The organism is Burkholderia sp. GbtcB21 (genome assembly GCF_019091065.1).
GTDB lineage: Bacteria > Pseudomonadota > Gammaproteobacteria > Burkholderiales > Burkholderiaceae > Burkholderia > Burkholderia pyrrocinia_C.
The window spans coordinates 217,279-233,943 of the sequence record NZ_JAGXKA010000001.1 but is presented as its reverse complement, the minus strand read 5'-3'; the positions used below and the strand labels follow the sequence as shown (position 1 = coordinate 233,943).

At 66.4% G+C, this 16,665-nt stretch carries 17 protein-coding genes and 1 pseudogene; 7 read left to right on the top strand and 11 right to left on the bottom strand.

Translation table 11 applies throughout. The features are described 5' to 3' along the window. Window positions 1-124: 124 nt before the first annotated feature. A complete protein-coding gene (locus KVT39_RS00995; RefSeq protein WP_217587054.1) occupies window positions 125-916 on the top strand; it encodes an IclR family transcriptional regulator in 792 nt (263 codons plus the stop codon). 39 nt (window positions 917-955) lie between these two features. Here KVT39_RS00995 and KVT39_RS00990 read toward each other — a convergent pair whose 3' ends face one another. From KVT39_RS00990 to KVT39_RS00970, 5 genes are all read right to left on the bottom strand, one after another. Continuing rightward, window positions 956-1,408, bottom strand: coding sequence for a type VI secretion system amidase immunity protein Tai4 (locus KVT39_RS00990; RefSeq protein ID WP_217587052.1), 453 nt, complete (start codon window positions 1,406-1,408; stop codon window positions 956-958). A 200-nt stretch (window positions 1,409-1,608) separates the two neighbouring features. Next, the gene (locus KVT39_RS00985) at window positions 1,609-1,956 is read right to left on the bottom strand and encodes a DUF1493 family protein (protein ID WP_105389973.1); all 348 of its coding nucleotides are present in this window, start codon (window positions 1,954-1,956) and stop codon (window positions 1,609-1,611) included. After that, a complete protein-coding gene (locus KVT39_RS00980) occupies window positions 1,949-2,386 on the bottom strand; it encodes an STM2901 family protein (protein WP_105389972.1) in 438 nt (145 codons plus the stop codon). The genes KVT39_RS00985 and KVT39_RS00980 overlap by 8 nt, the downstream gene beginning before the upstream one ends. Before the next feature lie 300 nt (window positions 2,387-2,686). Next, a complete protein-coding gene (locus KVT39_RS00975; RefSeq protein ID WP_217587044.1) occupies window positions 2,687-4,021 on the bottom strand; it encodes a chloride channel protein in 1,335 nt (444 codons plus the stop codon). 234 nt (window positions 4,022-4,255) lie between these two features. Further along, window positions 4,256-4,717, bottom strand: a complete 462-nt coding sequence (locus KVT39_RS00970) for a VOC family protein (protein ID WP_217587042.1) — start codon at window positions 4,715-4,717, stop codon at window positions 4,256-4,258. Between the two features lie 310 nt (window positions 4,718-5,027). Between KVT39_RS00970 and KVT39_RS00965 the strand changes: the two genes are divergently transcribed. Further along, window positions 5,028-6,170, top strand: a complete 1,143-nt coding sequence (locus tag KVT39_RS00965) for a porin (RefSeq protein ID WP_174418045.1) — start codon at window positions 5,028-5,030, stop codon at window positions 6,168-6,170. Between the two features lie 215 nt (window positions 6,171-6,385). Further along, window positions 6,386-6,688: a DUF4148 domain-containing protein gene (locus tag KVT39_RS00960; protein ID WP_034179597.1), complete on the top strand. Its 303-nt coding sequence runs from the start codon at window positions 6,386-6,388 to the stop codon at window positions 6,686-6,688. A 132-nt stretch (window positions 6,689-6,820) separates the two neighbouring features. On the opposite strand, the gene KVT39_RS00955 is transcribed toward KVT39_RS00960, so the two are convergent. Beyond that, complete coding sequence (locus KVT39_RS00955) at window positions 6,821-7,768, bottom strand: LysR family transcriptional regulator (protein WP_217587040.1); 948 nt, start codon at window positions 7,766-7,768, stop codon at window positions 6,821-6,823. Between the two features lie 201 nt (window positions 7,769-7,969). Between KVT39_RS00955 and KVT39_RS00950 the strand changes: the two genes are divergently transcribed. Continuing rightward, window positions 7,970-10,153, top strand: a complete 2,184-nt coding sequence (locus KVT39_RS00950; RefSeq protein ID WP_217587032.1) for an FUSC family protein — start codon at window positions 7,970-7,972, stop codon at window positions 10,151-10,153. A 136-nt stretch (window positions 10,154-10,289) separates the two neighbouring features. Further along, window positions 10,290-10,502 (top strand): hypothetical protein, encoded by a 213-nt coding sequence (locus KVT39_RS00945; protein WP_034179600.1) that lies wholly within the window; start codon window positions 10,290-10,292, stop codon window positions 10,500-10,502. Window positions 10,503-10,628: 126 nt separating this feature from the next. Here KVT39_RS00945 and KVT39_RS00940 read toward each other — a convergent pair whose 3' ends face one another. Together KVT39_RS00940 and KVT39_RS00935 are read right to left on the bottom strand one after the other, a co-directional pair. After that, window positions 10,629-11,738: a P1 family peptidase gene (locus KVT39_RS00940; RefSeq protein ID WP_217587030.1), complete on the bottom strand. Its 1,110-nt coding sequence runs from the start codon at window positions 11,736-11,738 to the stop codon at window positions 10,629-10,631. Between the two features lie 64 nt (window positions 11,739-11,802). Beyond that, window positions 11,803-13,209: an APC family permease gene (locus KVT39_RS00935; protein WP_217587029.1), complete on the bottom strand. Its 1,407-nt coding sequence runs from the start codon at window positions 13,207-13,209 to the stop codon at window positions 11,803-11,805. Window positions 13,210-13,333: 124 nt separating this feature from the next. Between KVT39_RS00935 and KVT39_RS00930 the strand changes: the two genes are divergently transcribed. Then, window positions 13,334-14,134 (top strand): LuxR C-terminal-related transcriptional regulator, encoded by an 801-nt coding sequence (locus tag KVT39_RS00930; RefSeq protein ID WP_034179603.1) that lies wholly within the window; start codon window positions 13,334-13,336, stop codon window positions 14,132-14,134. A 187-nt stretch (window positions 14,135-14,321) separates the two neighbouring features. On the opposite strand, the gene KVT39_RS00925 is transcribed toward KVT39_RS00930, so the two are convergent. The 3 genes and pseudogenes from KVT39_RS00925 to KVT39_RS00915 all read right to left on the bottom strand — a co-directional run bounded on the left by KVT39_RS00925 (window position 14,322) and on the right by KVT39_RS00915 (window position 15,454). Next, window positions 14,322-14,627, bottom strand: a complete 306-nt coding sequence (locus tag KVT39_RS00925) for a panthothenate synthetase (RefSeq protein WP_034180078.1) — start codon at window positions 14,625-14,627, stop codon at window positions 14,322-14,324. Between the two features lie 188 nt (window positions 14,628-14,815). Next, window positions 14,816-15,031 (bottom strand): annotated as a pseudogene (locus KVT39_RS00920) (cytochrome P450); the annotation flags it as partial. Window positions 15,032-15,076: 45 nt separating this feature from the next. Beyond that, complete coding sequence (locus tag KVT39_RS00915; protein ID WP_217587028.1) at window positions 15,077-15,454, bottom strand: nuclear transport factor 2 family protein; 378 nt, start codon at window positions 15,452-15,454, stop codon at window positions 15,077-15,079. Between the two features lie 306 nt (window positions 15,455-15,760). Here KVT39_RS00915 and KVT39_RS00910 point away from each other — a divergent pair, with 306 nt between their 5' ends. Next, a complete protein-coding gene (locus tag KVT39_RS00910; protein ID WP_217587027.1) occupies window positions 15,761-16,645 on the top strand; it encodes a LysR family transcriptional regulator in 885 nt (294 codons plus the stop codon). Window positions 16,646-16,665 lie beyond the last annotated feature (20 nt).

The window sequence follows — 16,665 nt, the reverse complement described above, 5'->3', positions numbered from 1 at the left end:
TCGCCGATCGACGTTGCGACGATGACCCGATCTTAAAACGAATCAAAAACATCGCAAATAGATTTTTGCGTATCGATATTCGATACGCTATGATTCGATATCGAATCGATCAAGCCCCTTGCTCATGGAAACTTTGCCCGATCAGTCGAACGACCTGCTGTTCAACCAGTCGCTGGAGAAAGGGCTGAACGTGCTGCGCGCGTTCAGCGCGAAGCGGCGCACGATGACGCTTGCGGAAGTGGCCGACGCGGCGGGGATGACGAAGAGCTCGGCACAGCGGATGGTCTATACGCTCGAGAAGCTCGGCTATATCCGCAAGCATCCGGTCACGCGGCGTTACCAGCTCACGCCGCACGTGATGCGGATCGGCTTCAACTACCTCGCGGCCGATACGCTGATCGACGTCGCGAATCCGTTCCTGTCCGAGCTCACGAACCTGACCGGCGAAACCACCAACCTCACCGAGCCGGACGAGGACGAGATGGTGTACGTCGCGCGTTTCGTGTCGACGAAGTTCGTGCCGATCCACATGCCGATCGGCAGCCGCATCCCGATGTATTGCACCGGCAGCGGCCGCGCGTTCCTGAGCGCGCTGCCGCCGGACGATGCGCGCGCGCGGCTCGACGGCATGGCGCGCACGCCGCACACGCCGCGCACGGTCACGGCGCTCGACGCGCTCGTCGCGCTGCTCGACGGCGCAAGGCAAGAAGGCTACGCCACCAATCAGGAAGAACTGTTCATCGGCGACATGTCGATCGCGGCGCCCGTGCTCGGCAGCCAGGGGCAGCCCGTCGCGGCCGTGCATGTGGTCGCGCCGACGAGCCGCTGGACGTTCGACGACGCGCGCCGCAAGCTCGCGCCGGCCGTGATCGACTGCGCGCGCGGCATCAGCAATTCGATCCGGACGCTCGAATAGCGAGCGCGCGTCGCTGCGTTGCACAGCGACGCTTGCGCGTCATTGCGGCTTCTGCGAGTTTTCCGTCCGATAGGTGCTGTTCGGGTGCAACACGAGTTTCTTGGCCGCTACGTCCAGTTCCTTGCTGTGGTACAGATCAGTGCATTTCAGGAAGTCGAACTTAACATCCTTCACTTCCGATTCGACGACCGGATTCCGGTAATCGCGCGCGAGATACTTCGCCACCAGCGAGTGAATGACATCCGGCGTGCGCTCCATGTCGTAGTAGGTCCAGTCGCGCAACGCGCTGGTGCTGCTGCCGATATCCTTGCTCGCGCCGGGCGCCTGCTTGCAAGCAGTCGCGAGACACTCCGCGAGCACCATGTCCTTGAAGTTCTGGAGGTAAGTGCGTGAACCGGCCTCCGGTGACGCCTGCGTTACATCCTTCGCCGATACCACCGCAGGATGCAGCACGACACACGTCAGTACGGCCGCGAGCCAAGCTCCCCTCATGACAGACTCCAGAAATTCACACGATCCGGACGATACCGTGCGCCGGGCTCGTTGAAGTAACAGTGGTCACGACACCTATTGCCGTTGATCCGAAAGCCTTTCGGCGAAGCTCAATGAAACACGTCGCGGGCCGGAATTCGTGACGGAAGGCGCGCACGCAAAAACAGGCATCCGGCCCGCAGCATGCAACGCCTGACGGATCATGGCTCCCAGCGCCCTCGCTCCATCGCCTCTTCCATCATTCCGAGCGTCAGTGACCGTCCGCCCAACGTCTCGCGCGCCTTGTTACTGAACGGAGATTTGACGACCGCCGCGAGGAACGATCCGATGCCGAGTTTCGCGGACGGGTAGTAATAGTGGATGTCGAACGCGGACAGGTCGACGCCAAACGTCACGGCCCATTGCCTGACGAGCTCGTCGATGTCGCCCGGCTCCAGGTCGAGATCGTGATAGAGGTCCGTGTCCCGCGTCAGTTCGGTTCGATCGACCGGAAGCCTGCCGACATCGGCCGTGATAAACGCTTCGAGACTCTTCCATGCGTCAGCCATACAGACGATCCTCGGGCTTCACCATGCTGTTGTAGGCGCTAACCGTTCGGTAAGTGATCAGCGATACATCCGTGGCCAGGATTACCCAACCAACTCCGGGTATCGCGCGCCCGACAAATGCGCCGATATTCCGTGTGAACTTGATGCGCAACATGATAAGACTCGTGAACGACGTAACGGTAGGCAAAATCCGGTGCTTCAGCTCGTACGGCAGCATACGACGGGAAACGACAGACGCGATGGAGGTGCCCTTGACGGCGTTCGCGAACTTGCCGCGAGTCGGGATGAAGCGCTGGCCCAGTAACACCATCGCAATACCGACCGCATCGTCTACACCCAACTCCTTGCCAGTCTCTTCGATGAAGATCAGGAAGAGCAATTCTTCACGGCTCAAGCCCTCGTGAATGCCGTACTTGTACGTATTCGCCATTTTCTCTCAGATAGTTTGAAATTGACCGAGCGGCCGAGGCTATCTTGAATGACACGGGGAGGGAAACAGGCTCACCGGGTCGACAGTTGCTACGAGAATGCGTCCCGGCACAATTGATCGATCTCTTGCTGTTCCGTTGAAGCAACTCCCGGCTTGCGCTCCCGATCGTTACAGCTTCGTCGTTCCGCGCGAGTCCCCACCGCAACGGCATGCGCCAGAACGAATGCAAATCGTTAATTTTCGGTGGCTTGCTGGCGACGAATGCGCTGGCGTTGTCCGGCCTTTGATCGCTCGTACGCGTTAGCGCGTCGCCGCCGAGTGTTCGCCCACCATCGCAATCGCCCTCGCCCGCCGCTCGCCCAGCCCCTCCGCAAACCGGTACGCAACAAGCGCCCCGGCCACCGCAAGCAGCATCGGCACGAGGCTGTCGTGATTCGCGCGCGTGAATTCGAGCAGCAGCACGACCGCCGTGATCGGCATCTGCATCGACGCGGCGAGAAAAGCAGTCGCGCCGATCAGCGCACACCCGCCGATCGATGCGCCCGGCCAGACGAGACTCCACAGCCCGCCGAGCACGCTGCCGAGCAGCGCGCCGTTCGCGAGGCCCGGCGTCAGCAGGCCGCCCTCCGCGCCCGCGCGCAGGCTGCCCGCCTCGATCAGCACCTTCAGCACGAGCAGCGTCGCCGCGAGGCCGATCGTCAGCGTGCCGTCGAAGCCGAGCGACGCCGGCCCCTTGCCGTTGCCGAGCAGTTGCGGAAACCGCATCGCGAGCACGCCGATCACCGCGAAGTTGACCAGCGCGAGCACCGGCAGCCGCCAGTCTTTCGGCGCGTTCGCCCGCGCGCGGGTCGTGAGCCGCACGAAGCCGTACGCGGCGAAGCCGAACAGCGGCCCGCAGCCGATCGACCAGGCGACGAGCGGCGTGCTCAGCACGAACGCGGGAACCGTGTACTGGTGTTCGTTGCCGAGGCCGAGCCACGCGACGGCCGCCGCGATCGCCGACGTCACGACCGCGACGATCAGCGCACGCAGTTCGAACGTGCCGAGCAGCACTTCGAGCACGAAGATCGCGCCGCCGAGCGGCACGTTGTAGACAGCCGCGAGGCCGGCGCCGGCACCGCACGCAACCATCAGCCGGCAGTCGTCTGGCGTGAGCCCAGCGCGATGCGCGAGCTGCCCGGCAAGCAGCGAACCGATTTCGCGCGGCGCGACTTCGCGGCCGAGCGGCGAACCGAGCGCGACGGTGACGATCTGCAGCAGCGCGTGGATCGTCGTGCTGACGAACGGCATCCGCGGATCGGCCGCACGCACCGCGCGGCGAATGCTGACGAGCGGCCGGCCGTACCGGTAAAGCGCCCACCAGCCGCCACCGGCGACGATTCCGCAGACGATCAGCACCGCGAGCCGGCGCAACGGATCGGCATCGGTCACGCCGGTGAGGAAGCTCTCGGTGCCGATCACGTGCGCGATGCTGTAACCGTACGCAATGTGCTGGATCGCATGCAGCAGCAACGCGAGCAGCATGCCGCCGAGGCCCGCGCCGACGCCGGTCAGGATCGTGACGACGGCCACGCGCGCGAACGGGCCGGCGGACGGGGAAGCGGATGCGGGAGCGGACGGGAGATCGAGGCGCATGAGGTCGGCGAACAGGAATCGAAAGGACGGCGCGCAACACGCGCGCCGTCGTCAGGACCGCATCGTAGGCTCGCGCCTCTCATGCGACAAACGTATTTTTCGAATCGACTCATGTATTTCATGAATACATGAGCATGGACGGCTTGTCGCCACATTCCGCATCAACCCGGTCGATCCGGATAAGTGATGTGCTCCGGTTCACGCCGCATCTATAGAAAAAGCACGCACCGCGCATCAAGACCAGCCTTCGAACGTCAGGCCCGTCTCGGCAGCCGCCTGCTCGGGCGTCACGTCGCGCACGTGCTGACCGAACGTCCACACGTGCTGCTCCGGATCGCGCGCGCGATAGGTGCGGTCGCCATAGAACTGGTCGGCCGGTTCCTGCAGGATTTCCGCGCCGGCCTGCCGCGCGTGTTCGCAATGCGCGTCGAGGCCGTCGGCAAGCTGCACGTGCACGCTTTGCGTGTTCCTGCCGCCGATCTCTTGCGGGCTCGTAACGAAATCGGCCCAGTGTCCGCCGATCATCACGACGCCGCCGCGATGCGTGAGTTCCGCATGCGTGACCTCGCCTTCAGGCGTACGGACGACGATGCCGCGTGCGAAGCCGAACGCGCGCTCCAGCCATTCGAGCGCGGCGCCCGGATCGCGGTAGTACACGGCGGCGCTGATCGGCGGATGGCGGTCGGGCTGGGGCATCGTGTGTCTCCGGTCGTGGGCACGAGCCGCTCATTCTCCGCGCGTCGGCCGAACCGATCAACCGCCGCGCCGCGCCCCGCGCATGTTGCAACGGCGCGACAGCCGGGTCGCGCCGCGCGAATGCCGCGTGCAGGCCATCGCGCAAAAAACGACCGGCCTCGGGTGCGCGCGGCGCGTCGTGTCAGTTTTGTGAAGGACTCTTGCAGGATTCGGAAAGGTGCGCTCGCGGCCCAGGCGGCCTAGCGCGCGCCGTGCATTCCTATACTTGCGCCGAACTTTCGTTTCCAGTCCCACACGCAGGAGCCTCACCATGAAAAAAACCCTCATCGCCGGCGCTTGCGCGGCCGCGCTGTTCGCCCCGCTCGCCCACGCGCAAAGCTCGGTCACGCTGTACGGCCTGATCGACGCCGGCATCGCGTATACCAACAACGCAGGCGGCGCATCGCTGTGGCGCCTGACGACCGGCACGATCAACGGCAGCCGCTTCGGCCTGCGCGGCACCGAGGATCTCGGCGGCGGCGTGAAGGCGCTGTTCGTGCTGGAGAACGGCTTCAACGCGAACAACGGCGCGCTCGGCCAGGACGGCAAGCTGTTCGGCCGCCACGCGTATGTCGGCCTGAGCGGTAACGGCTACGGCACGCTGACGCTCGGCCGCCAGTACGACACGATGGTCGACTTCGTCGCGCCGCTGTCCGCGACGGCCGGCGACTTCGGCGATGCGGGCTTCGCGCATCCGTTCGACAACGACAACCTGAACCACTCGCTGCGCATCAACAACGCGGTCAAGTACACGAGCGATACGGTCGCGGGCTTCAAGGTGGGCGCAATGTACGCGTTCTCCAACTCGACGAACTTCAGCGCGAACCGCGCGTACAGCGTCGCGGCGAGCTACACGAACGGCCCGTTGAAGCTGGCCGGCGCGTACCTGCAGATGAACGGCACGAAGGGCTCGACGAGCGCGAGCCCCGGCGCGACCGATTCGGCCGAGGCGAAGAGCGTGAACCAGGGCGGCTGGTCGATCGGCTCGGACCGCATGCGCTCGTACGGCGGCGGCGTCAGCTACGTGTTCGGCCCGGCGACCGTCGGCTTCGTCTATACGCGCTCGCAGTACGACAACACGGGCTCGTTCGGCTCCACCGGCCAGGTCGCGTTCAACAACTACGACGTGAACGTGCGTTATGCAGTGACGCCGGCCGTCAGCCTCGGCGCGGCTTACGTGTACACGGACGCCAGCGTGTCGAACCCGGACAGCAAGCACGGTACCGATCCGAAGTGGCACCAGGTCGACCTGCAGGCCGTGTACAAGCTGTCGCGCCGCACCGACCTGTATGCGGAAGCGATGTACCAGCATGCGTCGGGACGCGGCTACCAGGCGTTCATCAACGGTTCGGGCGGCGCGTCGAGCACGCCGAACCAGATCGTCGGCGCGATCGGCATGCGCACGCGGTTCTGACCGATGTGACGCCACGTCGCCCGCCGGCAACGAACCCGCGTTCGCACGCGGGTTCGGTCGCTGCGAGCGACGCGCGTCAATGTTGTTCCATCTGGAAGGCAGCCTGCCTGGAATCGGGGTTTTTGCGCGCACAAGCGCTGCGTAGACTCGTATCGAAGGTCGGGGCGCGCATCGCGCATCGAACCGAACGTCTACCCGTCACCCAGGAGAACCTTGTGAAATCGCTTGTCGTTACCGCCGCCGCTGCCGTCCTGCTTGCCGCACCGGCCCTGTCGTTCGCCCAGTCGGCGAAGTCGCCCGTCACGCGCGCGCAGGTGCTGCAGGAACTGGTCGACCTCGAGTCGGTCGGCTACAACCCGGCGCGCGGTGAAGCCGGCAACTATCCGGAAGACATCATGGCGGCGCAGGAACGACTGCAGGCGAAGCGTCTCGCGGAGCGGAAGGCTGCGCAGGCCGCATACGGCCCGGCCGGCGAGCCGGCAACCGAATCGGGCACGGCGGCGAAGCCCGCGCTGTGACGATGTGATGAAGCGCCCCGCCCGCATGAATCGTGTGCTGCGGGCGGCGCGCATGTTGCGTCTGCACGAAGAAGCGTGTCGCGCAATCACCGACCCACGCAACGTATCGATGTCCCGCTGCGCATCCGGCGCTCAGGCGGCCTGCGGTTCGCGGTCGATCGCGTTCAGCATCTCGACGTCGCGCGCGATCATCCCCGGCACCTGCGCGCGCAGCATCTCGACCCAGGTCCGCACCTTCGCGTCGACGAAGCGGCGCGACGGATACAGCGCATACACGTTCATCTTCTGCAGGATATGCGCGGGCAGCACGCGCACGAGCGTGCCGTCGCGCAGTGCGTCGATTGCCGAGTACAGCGGCAGCATGCCGATCCCGATGCCGTCGCGGATCGCGAGTGCGAGCGATTCGGCCGTATTGGTCTGCACCGGCCCGGCGACGTGGATCTGCTCGACGCCTTCTGGCCCTTCGAGCACCCATTCGTGCGTCGGGAACGCGGGCGTACACAGCGTCAGGCACGCGTGCGCGGCGAGATCCTGCGGACGGGTCGGCGCGCCGTGCCGTTTCACATAGTCGGGAGACGCGCACAGGATGCTGAACGTCGAGCCGAGCAGGTGCGATACCAGTTCCGAATCGGGCAGCGACGACGCGGTCACGACGGCCATGTCGCTCGTGCCGTCGAACAGGTCGGGCATGCGCTGCGACAGCGACAGTTCGATCGACACGCCCGGGAACTGCGCGTGATAGCGCGTCAGTGTGGGCAATACATAGTGATGGCCGACACTCGCGAAGCTGTGCATGCGCAGCACGCCGGCTGGCCGTTCGTGCGCGCAGCTCGCCTCTTCTTCCGCGCGGTCGACGTCGGCGAGGATCTGGCGGCAGCGCCGCAGATAGCTTTCGCCGGCCGACGTCAGCGCGAGGCGGCGCGTCGAGCGATTCATCAGACGGGTGCGCAGGCGCGCCTCGAGCTCCGACACCGCGCGCGACATCGCGCCCGTCGTCGAATTCAGCGATTGTGCGGCGGCCGTGAAGCTGCCGGTCTCGACGACGCGCGAAAACACCCGCATGTTTTGTAGGGTATCCATTCCTGTGAGCAACCTGTAGCGGAGCCGCTATTTTCCTCCACTGGATGCGACAGATTGTTACTCCGGCTGCAACTATCGTTTCCCGGCAGCTGCGTTAATGCGCGGGCGCCGCACTCCTACAATCGGCGCCTCACCAGTCGAACGGACCCGTTCGGATGCGCCGCGGCACCGTGCCCGGCCCTGCACGGGCCACCTCTTTTCATGAAGCCACAACCTGCGATCGAGCGAACTTCCATCGAACCGGCACGATGGAGAGCATGGCTTGATCCGCTCGGCGACGCGGCCCGCGACTGGGCCGTCAGCGACGGCTTGATCTGGCTGCACCTCGCGAAGACCGTGTTCGCGGCGCTCCTTGCGATGGGCATCGCGATGCGTCTCGAGATGTCGCAGCCGCGCACGGCGATGACGACCGTGTTCGTGCTGATGCAGCCGCTGTCGGGGATGGTGTTCGCGAAGAGTTTCTACCGCGTACTCGGCACGGCGGCCGGCCTCGTCGGCGCGCTCGCGCTCGGCGGGCTGTTCGCGCAGCAGCCCGAGCTGTACATGGCCGGCATCACGCTGTGGATCGGCGGCTGCATCGCGCTGGCGGTGCGCAACCGCCACTTCCGCTGGTACGGCTTCGTGCTCGCCGGCTACACGGCCGCGCTGATCGGCCTGCCGGCGGTAATGACGCCGCAGACGCTGTTCCAGTCCGCGCTCACGCGCGCCGCGGAAGTCGCGCTCGGCATCGCATGCTCGGGCGCGGTCAGCGCGTTGATCCTGCCGCTCAGTTCCGCGAAAGCGCTGATGCGTTCGCTGAACACACGCCACACGACGTTCGCGGCGTTCACGGCCGGCGCACTCGCGGGCGACGTCGCACGCGGCGATTTCGAACGGCGCTTCGCCGATTTCGTCGACGACATCGTCGGCTTCGAAGCGAACCGTGCATTCGCGTCGTTCGAGGATCCGCACATTCGCGCGCGCAGCCGCCGGCTCGCACGGCTGAACAGCGAGTTCATGAACGCATGCACGCGGCTGCATGCGCTGCACCAGCTCGTCAAGCGCCTGCGCGCGAACGGTTCGGACGCGGTGCTCGACGCACTGGCGCCGCACGTCGACGCGCTCGCGCAGCGGTTCGCCGCATTGCGCGACGAGCGGCAGCACGGCATCGCACCGGCCACCGGCGCGATGCTCGAACTGCGCCGCTTCCACGGTGCGTTGCCGAAGGCCGCGCGCGCGTCGCGGCGGACCATCGAGGAACACGCGGCCGGCGGCCTGCTCGATTTCGATACCGCGATCGAGCTGCTGTACCGCTTCATCGGCGAGTATCTCGGCTACGCCGATACTTACGCATCGCTCGACCAGGACGATCACGCATTCGAGCGCTCGGTCACGCATTACGCGGTGAAGACCAATTCGTTCTTCGTCGGCTTCGCGTTCCTGCGCACGGTCATCGCCGTCGGTGCGATGAGCGCGTTCTGGATCGCGTCGGAATGGCCGAGCGGCTCGCTCGCGGTGATCGCCACCGCGATTGCATGCGCGCTCAGCTCGACGTCGCCACGCGCACCGAAGTTCGTCGCACAGATGGGCGTCGGCGCGGCGTTCGCGACTGCCGTCGGCTACCTGTTCCTGTGCTACGTGTATCCGAACATCGACGGCTTCCCGCTATTGTGCGCGACGCTCGCGCCGGTGCTCGGCCTCGGTGCGTTTCTCGCGATGCGGCCGGGGCTGTCCGGCTACGGGATCGGCTTCGCGGTGTTCTTCTGCCTGCTTGCGGGACCCGACAACGCGATCGCGTATACGCCCGAGGTGCTGATCAACAACGGGCTGGCCGTCGTCGTCGCGATGCTCGCGTGCTCGCTCGTGTTCGCGGTCGTGTTCCCCACCCACATGCCGTGGCTCACGGGCCGCATCGCGCACGATCTGCGCCGCCAGGTCACGCTTGCGTGCGAAGGCGCGCCGGACGGCCTCGCGCAGCGCTTCCAGTCGAGCACGCACGACCTGATGGCGCAGTTGCGCACGCTGCTCGTGCGACGCACGCGGCAGCATCGCGACGCGTTGCGCTGGATGCTGTCGACGCTCGAGGTCGGACATGCGGTGATCGACCTGCGCGACGAACTGCACGCGTTCTGCGAAGCGAAACCGCCGCAGATGCTGCGCTGGACCAGTTCGATCGACGCGGTGCTGCACGAGCTGCCGCGCTTCTTCGATGATCCGACGCCCGGCCACCATGCGCGCACGCTGAAATCGGTGAATCTCGCGATCCGCGCCGCTCAGCACACGCTGCAGGCGTGGTACGCCGTGCCCGACGAGCGACGCCGCATGCAGCGTATCGTCGGCTGCCTGCACTTCATGCGCAGCGCGCTGCTGGACAAGGATGCGCCGTTCAACCGGCATCGCCATTGAACATCGGTGCGCAGGCAACGGGATCCTTGTTCCGAATGGAAATAAGCTCTACAGGCGCGGTGATTAATCTTTAAGCAGTGCGAGCCTATAGTTTCCTCACTGCCAGCGAGACTGGCACTCACCCAGGAGAAACAAAATGAAGCCGCTGCACCTCGCCCTCGTTGCCCTGTCGCTGACCGCTGCTGTCGCCCACGCACAGCCGGCGCCGGCCGACGCCGCACCGCAACAGGCGAACCGCACCGAAGCCGTCAAGGCCGCAGGCCGCGTCGATCGTTCGCAGTCGAAGCAGGAAGACCCGAACGCCTGTGTCGGCCCCGTCAGCTTCTGCAACATCTACTTCGGCAGCTGAGCATGACGCCGCGTCGTCACGGCCAGGCCCGCATCGCCCGCATCGAATCCGCGGGCGGGCGGCGTACCGGCCGATCGCCGCACCGCCCCGATCCACGCCGCTTCGATTGAAGCGGCGCATGCCGTTTCAGGCGCCGCGCCCCGGCCGCCACCCCACTTCGCGCAACGCATCCAGCAAGCGCGCCTGCCCGAGCCCTTCGACCCGCGCACCGCGCGATTCGACGTCGCCGCCCGCGACGAGCGCATTCACGATCGCTTCCTCCACCGCCTCGGCCGCCGCGACGAACAGCGCGGAAATATGGTCGTTGTTGACCATCTTCACGCCGGTGGTCGGCGCACCCTTGCTGCCGTAGTTCGCCGCCGGCAGCCCGTCGTTGCCCGTTGCGAACGCAACGAAGATGTCGCCGCTCGAATCCTCGGTGCCGCCGCCGACGCGTGCAAGCCCGACGCTCGCGCGCTGCGCGACGCGCGTGCATTGATGCGGCAGCAGCGGCGCGTCGGTCGCGATCGTCACGACGATCGAGCCCATGCCGGCCTCGCCTGTCGCGTCGGGCGCGCGGAACGGCGAATGCACGTGGCGCAGCACTTCGCCGACTGGATACCCGGCCACGCGCAGCATCTCGCGCACGCCGTAGTTCGCCTGCACCAGCGCGCCGACAGTCCAGCCGCCCGCATCGGCCGCAAGCACGCGCGACGCGGTGCCGATGCCGCCCTTGAACTCGTGGCAGATCATGCCCGTGCCGCCGCCCACGCCGCCTTCGGCAACCGGCCCCGACTGTGCGGCGGCCAGCGCGCGCTGCACGTGCGCGGCGCTCACGTGCTGCCCCCAGATGTCGTTCAGCAGCCCGTCGTAGGTTTCCATCACGACCGGCATGCACCAGTACACGCGGCCGGCCGCCGCTTCCCGCTCGTTCGCGACGAGCGCGTCGCGCACCGCGCCGACGCTGTGCGTGTTCGTATAGGCGATCGGCGTCGTCAGCAGGCCGGCCTCGCGGATCCATTCGAGCCCCGTTGCGTCGCCGTTGCCGTTCAGCACGTGCATGCCGGCGAAACACGGCGAATCGTGCGCGGCGCCCGCGCGCGGCTCGATGACGGTGACGCCGGTGCGGATCGATGCGTCGCCGTTCTCGACGTTCAGCGTGCAATGTCCGACCCGCACGCCCGGAACGTCCGTGATCGCGTTGAAGCGGCCCGGCGTGCCGAGTCCGATGCGGATGCCGAGATCCCTCGTGCGCATGATGCAATTCCTCCAGTCTTTCAATGGTTCGGTGTGTCGGTGCTGCAACGTGACGATCCGGCGTTCAGAGCGCGCGGAATGCTTCGCTGTGGCGCGCCCAGACGACATACATCGCGAGTGCGGCAATCAGCAGCCCCGCGATGATGATCAGGTCGGTCGGCTTCGTCGCCGTCGCCAGCGTCGTGTAGAGCGTGTACGCGGCGCCCGCTACCGCGACGAGCGGCGTCACGGGCCACAGCGGCATCCGGTAGTGATGTTCGACGTCGCGGCGCACGAACCGGCTCGCGAGCGCAGCCAGCCCGACGACCAGGTAGATCAGCAGCAGCAGGTCGACCGTGAACGCGGTCAGCTCGTCGAGGCTCGATACGAACACGAGCCCCGCCGACGGCACCGCGAGCGCGAGCGTCGCGAGCCACGGCGATTCCAGGCGCGGATGGATCGTCGAGAATGCACGGTTGCAGGTACGCGACCAGAGCGCGTGCCGGCCGCTGCTGTACAGCAGCCGGCCCATCGTGATCACGATCGCGATGATCGCGTTGAACACCGACAGGAAGATCCCGGCGCTGACCACGCGCGACACGGCCGGGTTGCTCAGCGAACGCACGACATAGCCGATCGGGTCGGCGCTTTTGGTGAGTTCCGTCAGCGACGGCGCGCCGAGCACGATCGCGGTGAGCGGAACCAGTTCGACGACGAGGATCACGAGCAGCGAATAGATCACGGCCTTCGCGACGTTGCGGTTGCCGCCGCGCAAGTCTTCCGCGAGGTATGCAGCGGAGCCGAAGCCGTTGTAGCAGAAGATCGCCGTGCCGATCGCGGGCACGATGGCGGCGAGCGTCGCCGGCACGAGCGCGTTGCCGCTCGCGACGACCGGCGCGACCAGCACGTCGGCGCCGCGATGCAGCGAGCCGAAACCGAGCCCAGAGATCAGCATCAGCACGCCGATCTCGACGACGAGGAACGCGCCGGTGATCCACGCATTCGTCTTGATGTTGAGCATGCCGAGCAGGTAGCTGAGCAGCACGATCGTCAGCGCGACCGACTGGTTGCCGAAGTGCGTGCCGAGCGCGTTGTTCAGATACGGCGCGGCGCCGCTCGCGAGCACGGCCGGAATGAACACGCTGACGGACAGCACCGTGATGAAGGTCAGGTAGCCGGGCAGCGTGCCGAACACGCGCTTGGCCATCACGTATTCGCCTCCCGCGCTGCGGTGCGCGGCGCTGAGCTCCGCATAACAGAGCGCGAATGCGAGCGCGAGCACGCCGCCGAGCAGGAATGACAGCACCGCGCCGCTGCCGGCCTGCTGGATCGCGAACGGCGCGATCACGAAGATCGAGCTTGCTGGGGTCACGCCCGACACGGTGATCATCACCGCGTCGCGCACGCTGAGCGTCTGCGACAGCGCGCGCGGCGCGTCTTCCGTTGCAGGCGCTGCTTGCAGCGTGCCCGTCGATTCCGACATCATCGCCATCTCGTTCTCCTATGCTGCACTTTTTTGAACGCCCATACTCGGGCCCGATTGATTGCGTGGCAGTCTAGGAAGCCAATTTCAGGACCGCTATTCCCCCTTCGTGTTACGCCCTTCCGGTGGTGGTATGGATCGTCTCTTCTCCGAAATCGCGATGCACCAGGCGCTTGGCCGCGCAATCGATCATCTCGGCCAGCCGCGCTTCTGGCGGTTCCTGGTGCTGCTGCTCAATGAAATGGCGCCGTTCGACAACGCGCTCGCGACCGCGATCGGCCGCGACGGCGTGCCGCTCGTGCTCGACGAATACGACACCGGCGGCACCGACACCGCGTCGCCGGTGCCGCTTTACCTGAATGGGTTATATCTGCTCGACCCGTTCCTGCAGGCCGCGCACGACGGGCTCGCCGACGGCTGCTACCGGCTCGAGGAAGTCGCGCCCGACCTGTTCCGGCAAAGCGAGTATTTCCTGAGCTACTTCCGCGATGCGGTCGGCGACGACGAAATCCAGATCCTCGTGCGGCCGAACGCCGACACGCTGCTGTCGCTGTCGCTCGGTGCAGCCGCGCGCTTCGACGTCGAGCCGCTCGGCAAGCTGACGGCCGCGATGCCGTGGGTGCTCGCGACGATCCGGCAGCACTGGCGGCTGGTCGGCGACGCCGCGCGCTCGACGCCCGACGCCGATCTCGGCGCGCGCGTCGAGCAGGCGCTTGCGCGCTTCGGCGCGGGCGTGCTGACCGATCGCGAGATGTCGATCGCGAGGATGGTGCTGCGCGGCAATTCGTCGAAGGCGATTGCCGAGCGGCTGGCGATTTCGCCGGAAACGGTGAAGGTGCATCGGCGGCATCTGTACGCGAAGCTCGGGATCTCGTCGCAGCCCGAGCTGTTTTCGCGGTTCATTCAGGCGCTGGGAGAAGATGCGGCGGGATGAGTGCATCGCGCAGCACGGATGGCAACGGGTGCGGAATCGTGCACTATCCGTGAATCGCCGCAGCCGTGGTCGTCCGTTCAAGCCGACACGGATGCGCCGCCGACAACACGACTGCCCGGAAACAGGAACCCGAACCATGCCGCCCGCCCGGTTTTCGGGCAGCGGCACGGTCATGCGCAGCGTCCTGCTACTTCCACTTCGCGCCGAGTTGCGCGAGCCCGGCGTTCCGGAGATCGTCCGGCAGCATCACCACGCGGAACTCGCAGTCTGCATTCAACATCAGGAACCACGGCTCCGCGAGCGCCGGGATCTGCGACGGGTCATCCAGATTGACGATCACGACCGCCCCGCGCCCGCCGCTCTGCTCCGTGAAATACACGGCCTCCGGCCTGACCGCTTCGAGTATTCGCGAGATCACGTCGCCGACGCTGCCGTCGCGCACCAGCGTGTTGAACGGCTCGTGAGGGATTCGTATGTTGAGAAGCATGCGCATGACCATCCTCCTTGGGCTCCGCCCGGCCTGGGCCCTTCAAGCATAGGTGCTACGCGACGCCGCGCCAGTGGCGCCGCAAGCAGTTGCCGGCACGCATTCACATTCCGACGATTCGATGACACCGCGTCGCGCAAACGGCAATCGCGCGCGCGATGCAGGCCGGGTCGAATCGACCGCTTATGCCCCCATCATCCGGAGACCGTATCGGCCGCCAGCCCCGTCGGTTCGATCGCCAGATGCAGCGCCCGCTCCGGCCGCAGCGTCACGTTCAGCACCGCGCGCGGCGGAGTCATGCCGGGCGGCACCGACAACACATGACGCTGCAGGATCATTGCGGCCACCACCGTCATCTCCGTCATCGCCAGATGCTGCCCGAGGCATACGCGCGGGCCGGTGCCGCCTGGTCATCCGTTTCGCGACGAACGGCCCGCTCGCGTCCGCCACTCCGCTCAAGCGCGCGGTTCGACGAAGCCGCCGTCGGGTGCAGCGTGCGGCAGGTTCCAGCCGAAGTACACCTCGGCCTCGACGATCCGGCCGTCGCGGATAAGCAACCGCTCCGCGTTCCTGAATCGCCGACCGTCGCTCGTTTCGGCCTCGTACACGACGAACACATGCTCGCCGTGCACTGCAACGTCGACGAAATCGAAGTGCACCAGCGTCACGCTGTTCGGCCAGCAGCGCCGGAAATACGTGTCGCGGTCGATCCGGTTGTCGAGCGGGCTCGTGAAATGGAAATCCGGCGCGATCAGCACTTCGATCGCGTCGCGGTTCTTGTCGGCATACGCGCGGTAGCTCGCACGCGCAACGTCGCCCGGGTTCTGAAGCATCGTCGTGACCTCCTCGAAGAATCGGCGTGAGCCTCGCTCGCACCGGTGCAGATGTTTCGGCGAAATGCGCCCGTTGCCATCCACGCGAACCCGCATCGGCCGGCAGCCCGCGCTTTCCATCGTAAGCCGGCAATGCCGCGGTTGCCCGATTCGGCGGGCACGGGCATGATGTCCGCGAACTCGCCGGCCGCTTTTTTCCGCTGGTTCTCGCCGACCTCGCCGCACCTGTGCAGCGTGTCACGCGAACGCTGCCGCCGTCACGCGAGCAATCCGCATGCCGGCCCCGTCGCCAACGTCACTTCGTCCATGTCACTACGCGCATTCAGAACGCTGGTCGCCATCGCCCGATACCGGACCTTCGCACGCGCCGGCGAAGCCATCGGGCTCACGCAGTCGGCGGTGAGCCTGCAGATCAAGGCACTGGAAAGCGAATACAACGTGCAGTTGTTCGACCGTTCGCGCCGGCAGCCGGTGCTCACCGAAGCCGGCAACATCCTGCTCGCGCAGGCCGAGCAGGTGCTCGCGATGGTCGACCGGATTCCCGATGCGCTCAGCGACGAGAAGAAGCTCGTCGGCCGCCTGCGGATCGGCGCGATCCAGACAGCGCTGTCCGGCCCGCTGCCCGACGCGCTGCTCGCGCTGCGCAACTCACATCCGTCACTGCGCGTGCACGTATCGGCCGGCATGTCGGCCGAGCTGGCGAATCGCGTCGCGGCCGGCGAACTCGATGCGGCGATCACGACACGCCCCGTGCGCCCGCATCCGGCGGAACTGACGTGGACCACGCTGTACGAGGATCGCTTCTGGCTGCTCGCGCCGCCGGACCATGCGGAACGCGACGCGGGCACGCTGCTCGAAGCACTGCCGTTCATCCGCTTCGACGCGCAGGCCTGGGCCGGCCGCATGATCACCGCCGAGCTGCGCCGCCTCGGCGTGCGCGTGCGTGAAGAGATGGTGCTGGACAGCGCGGAAACGATCGCACGGATGGTGGCGCGCGGGCTCGGCGCCGCGATCGTCGCGCTCCCCGATGCAACGCTCGCGCGCCTGCCGCCCGTCACGCGCTTGCCGTTCGGCCAGCCGCAGATGGGGCGCGCGGTCGTGCTGCTCGAACACCAGTCGCGTCCGGCCGAGCGTTTCGCGCGTGCGCTGGCCACCGAAGTCACCGCGTCATCGATGAGGATTTCTCATTGAACACCCGATAATTAACAATT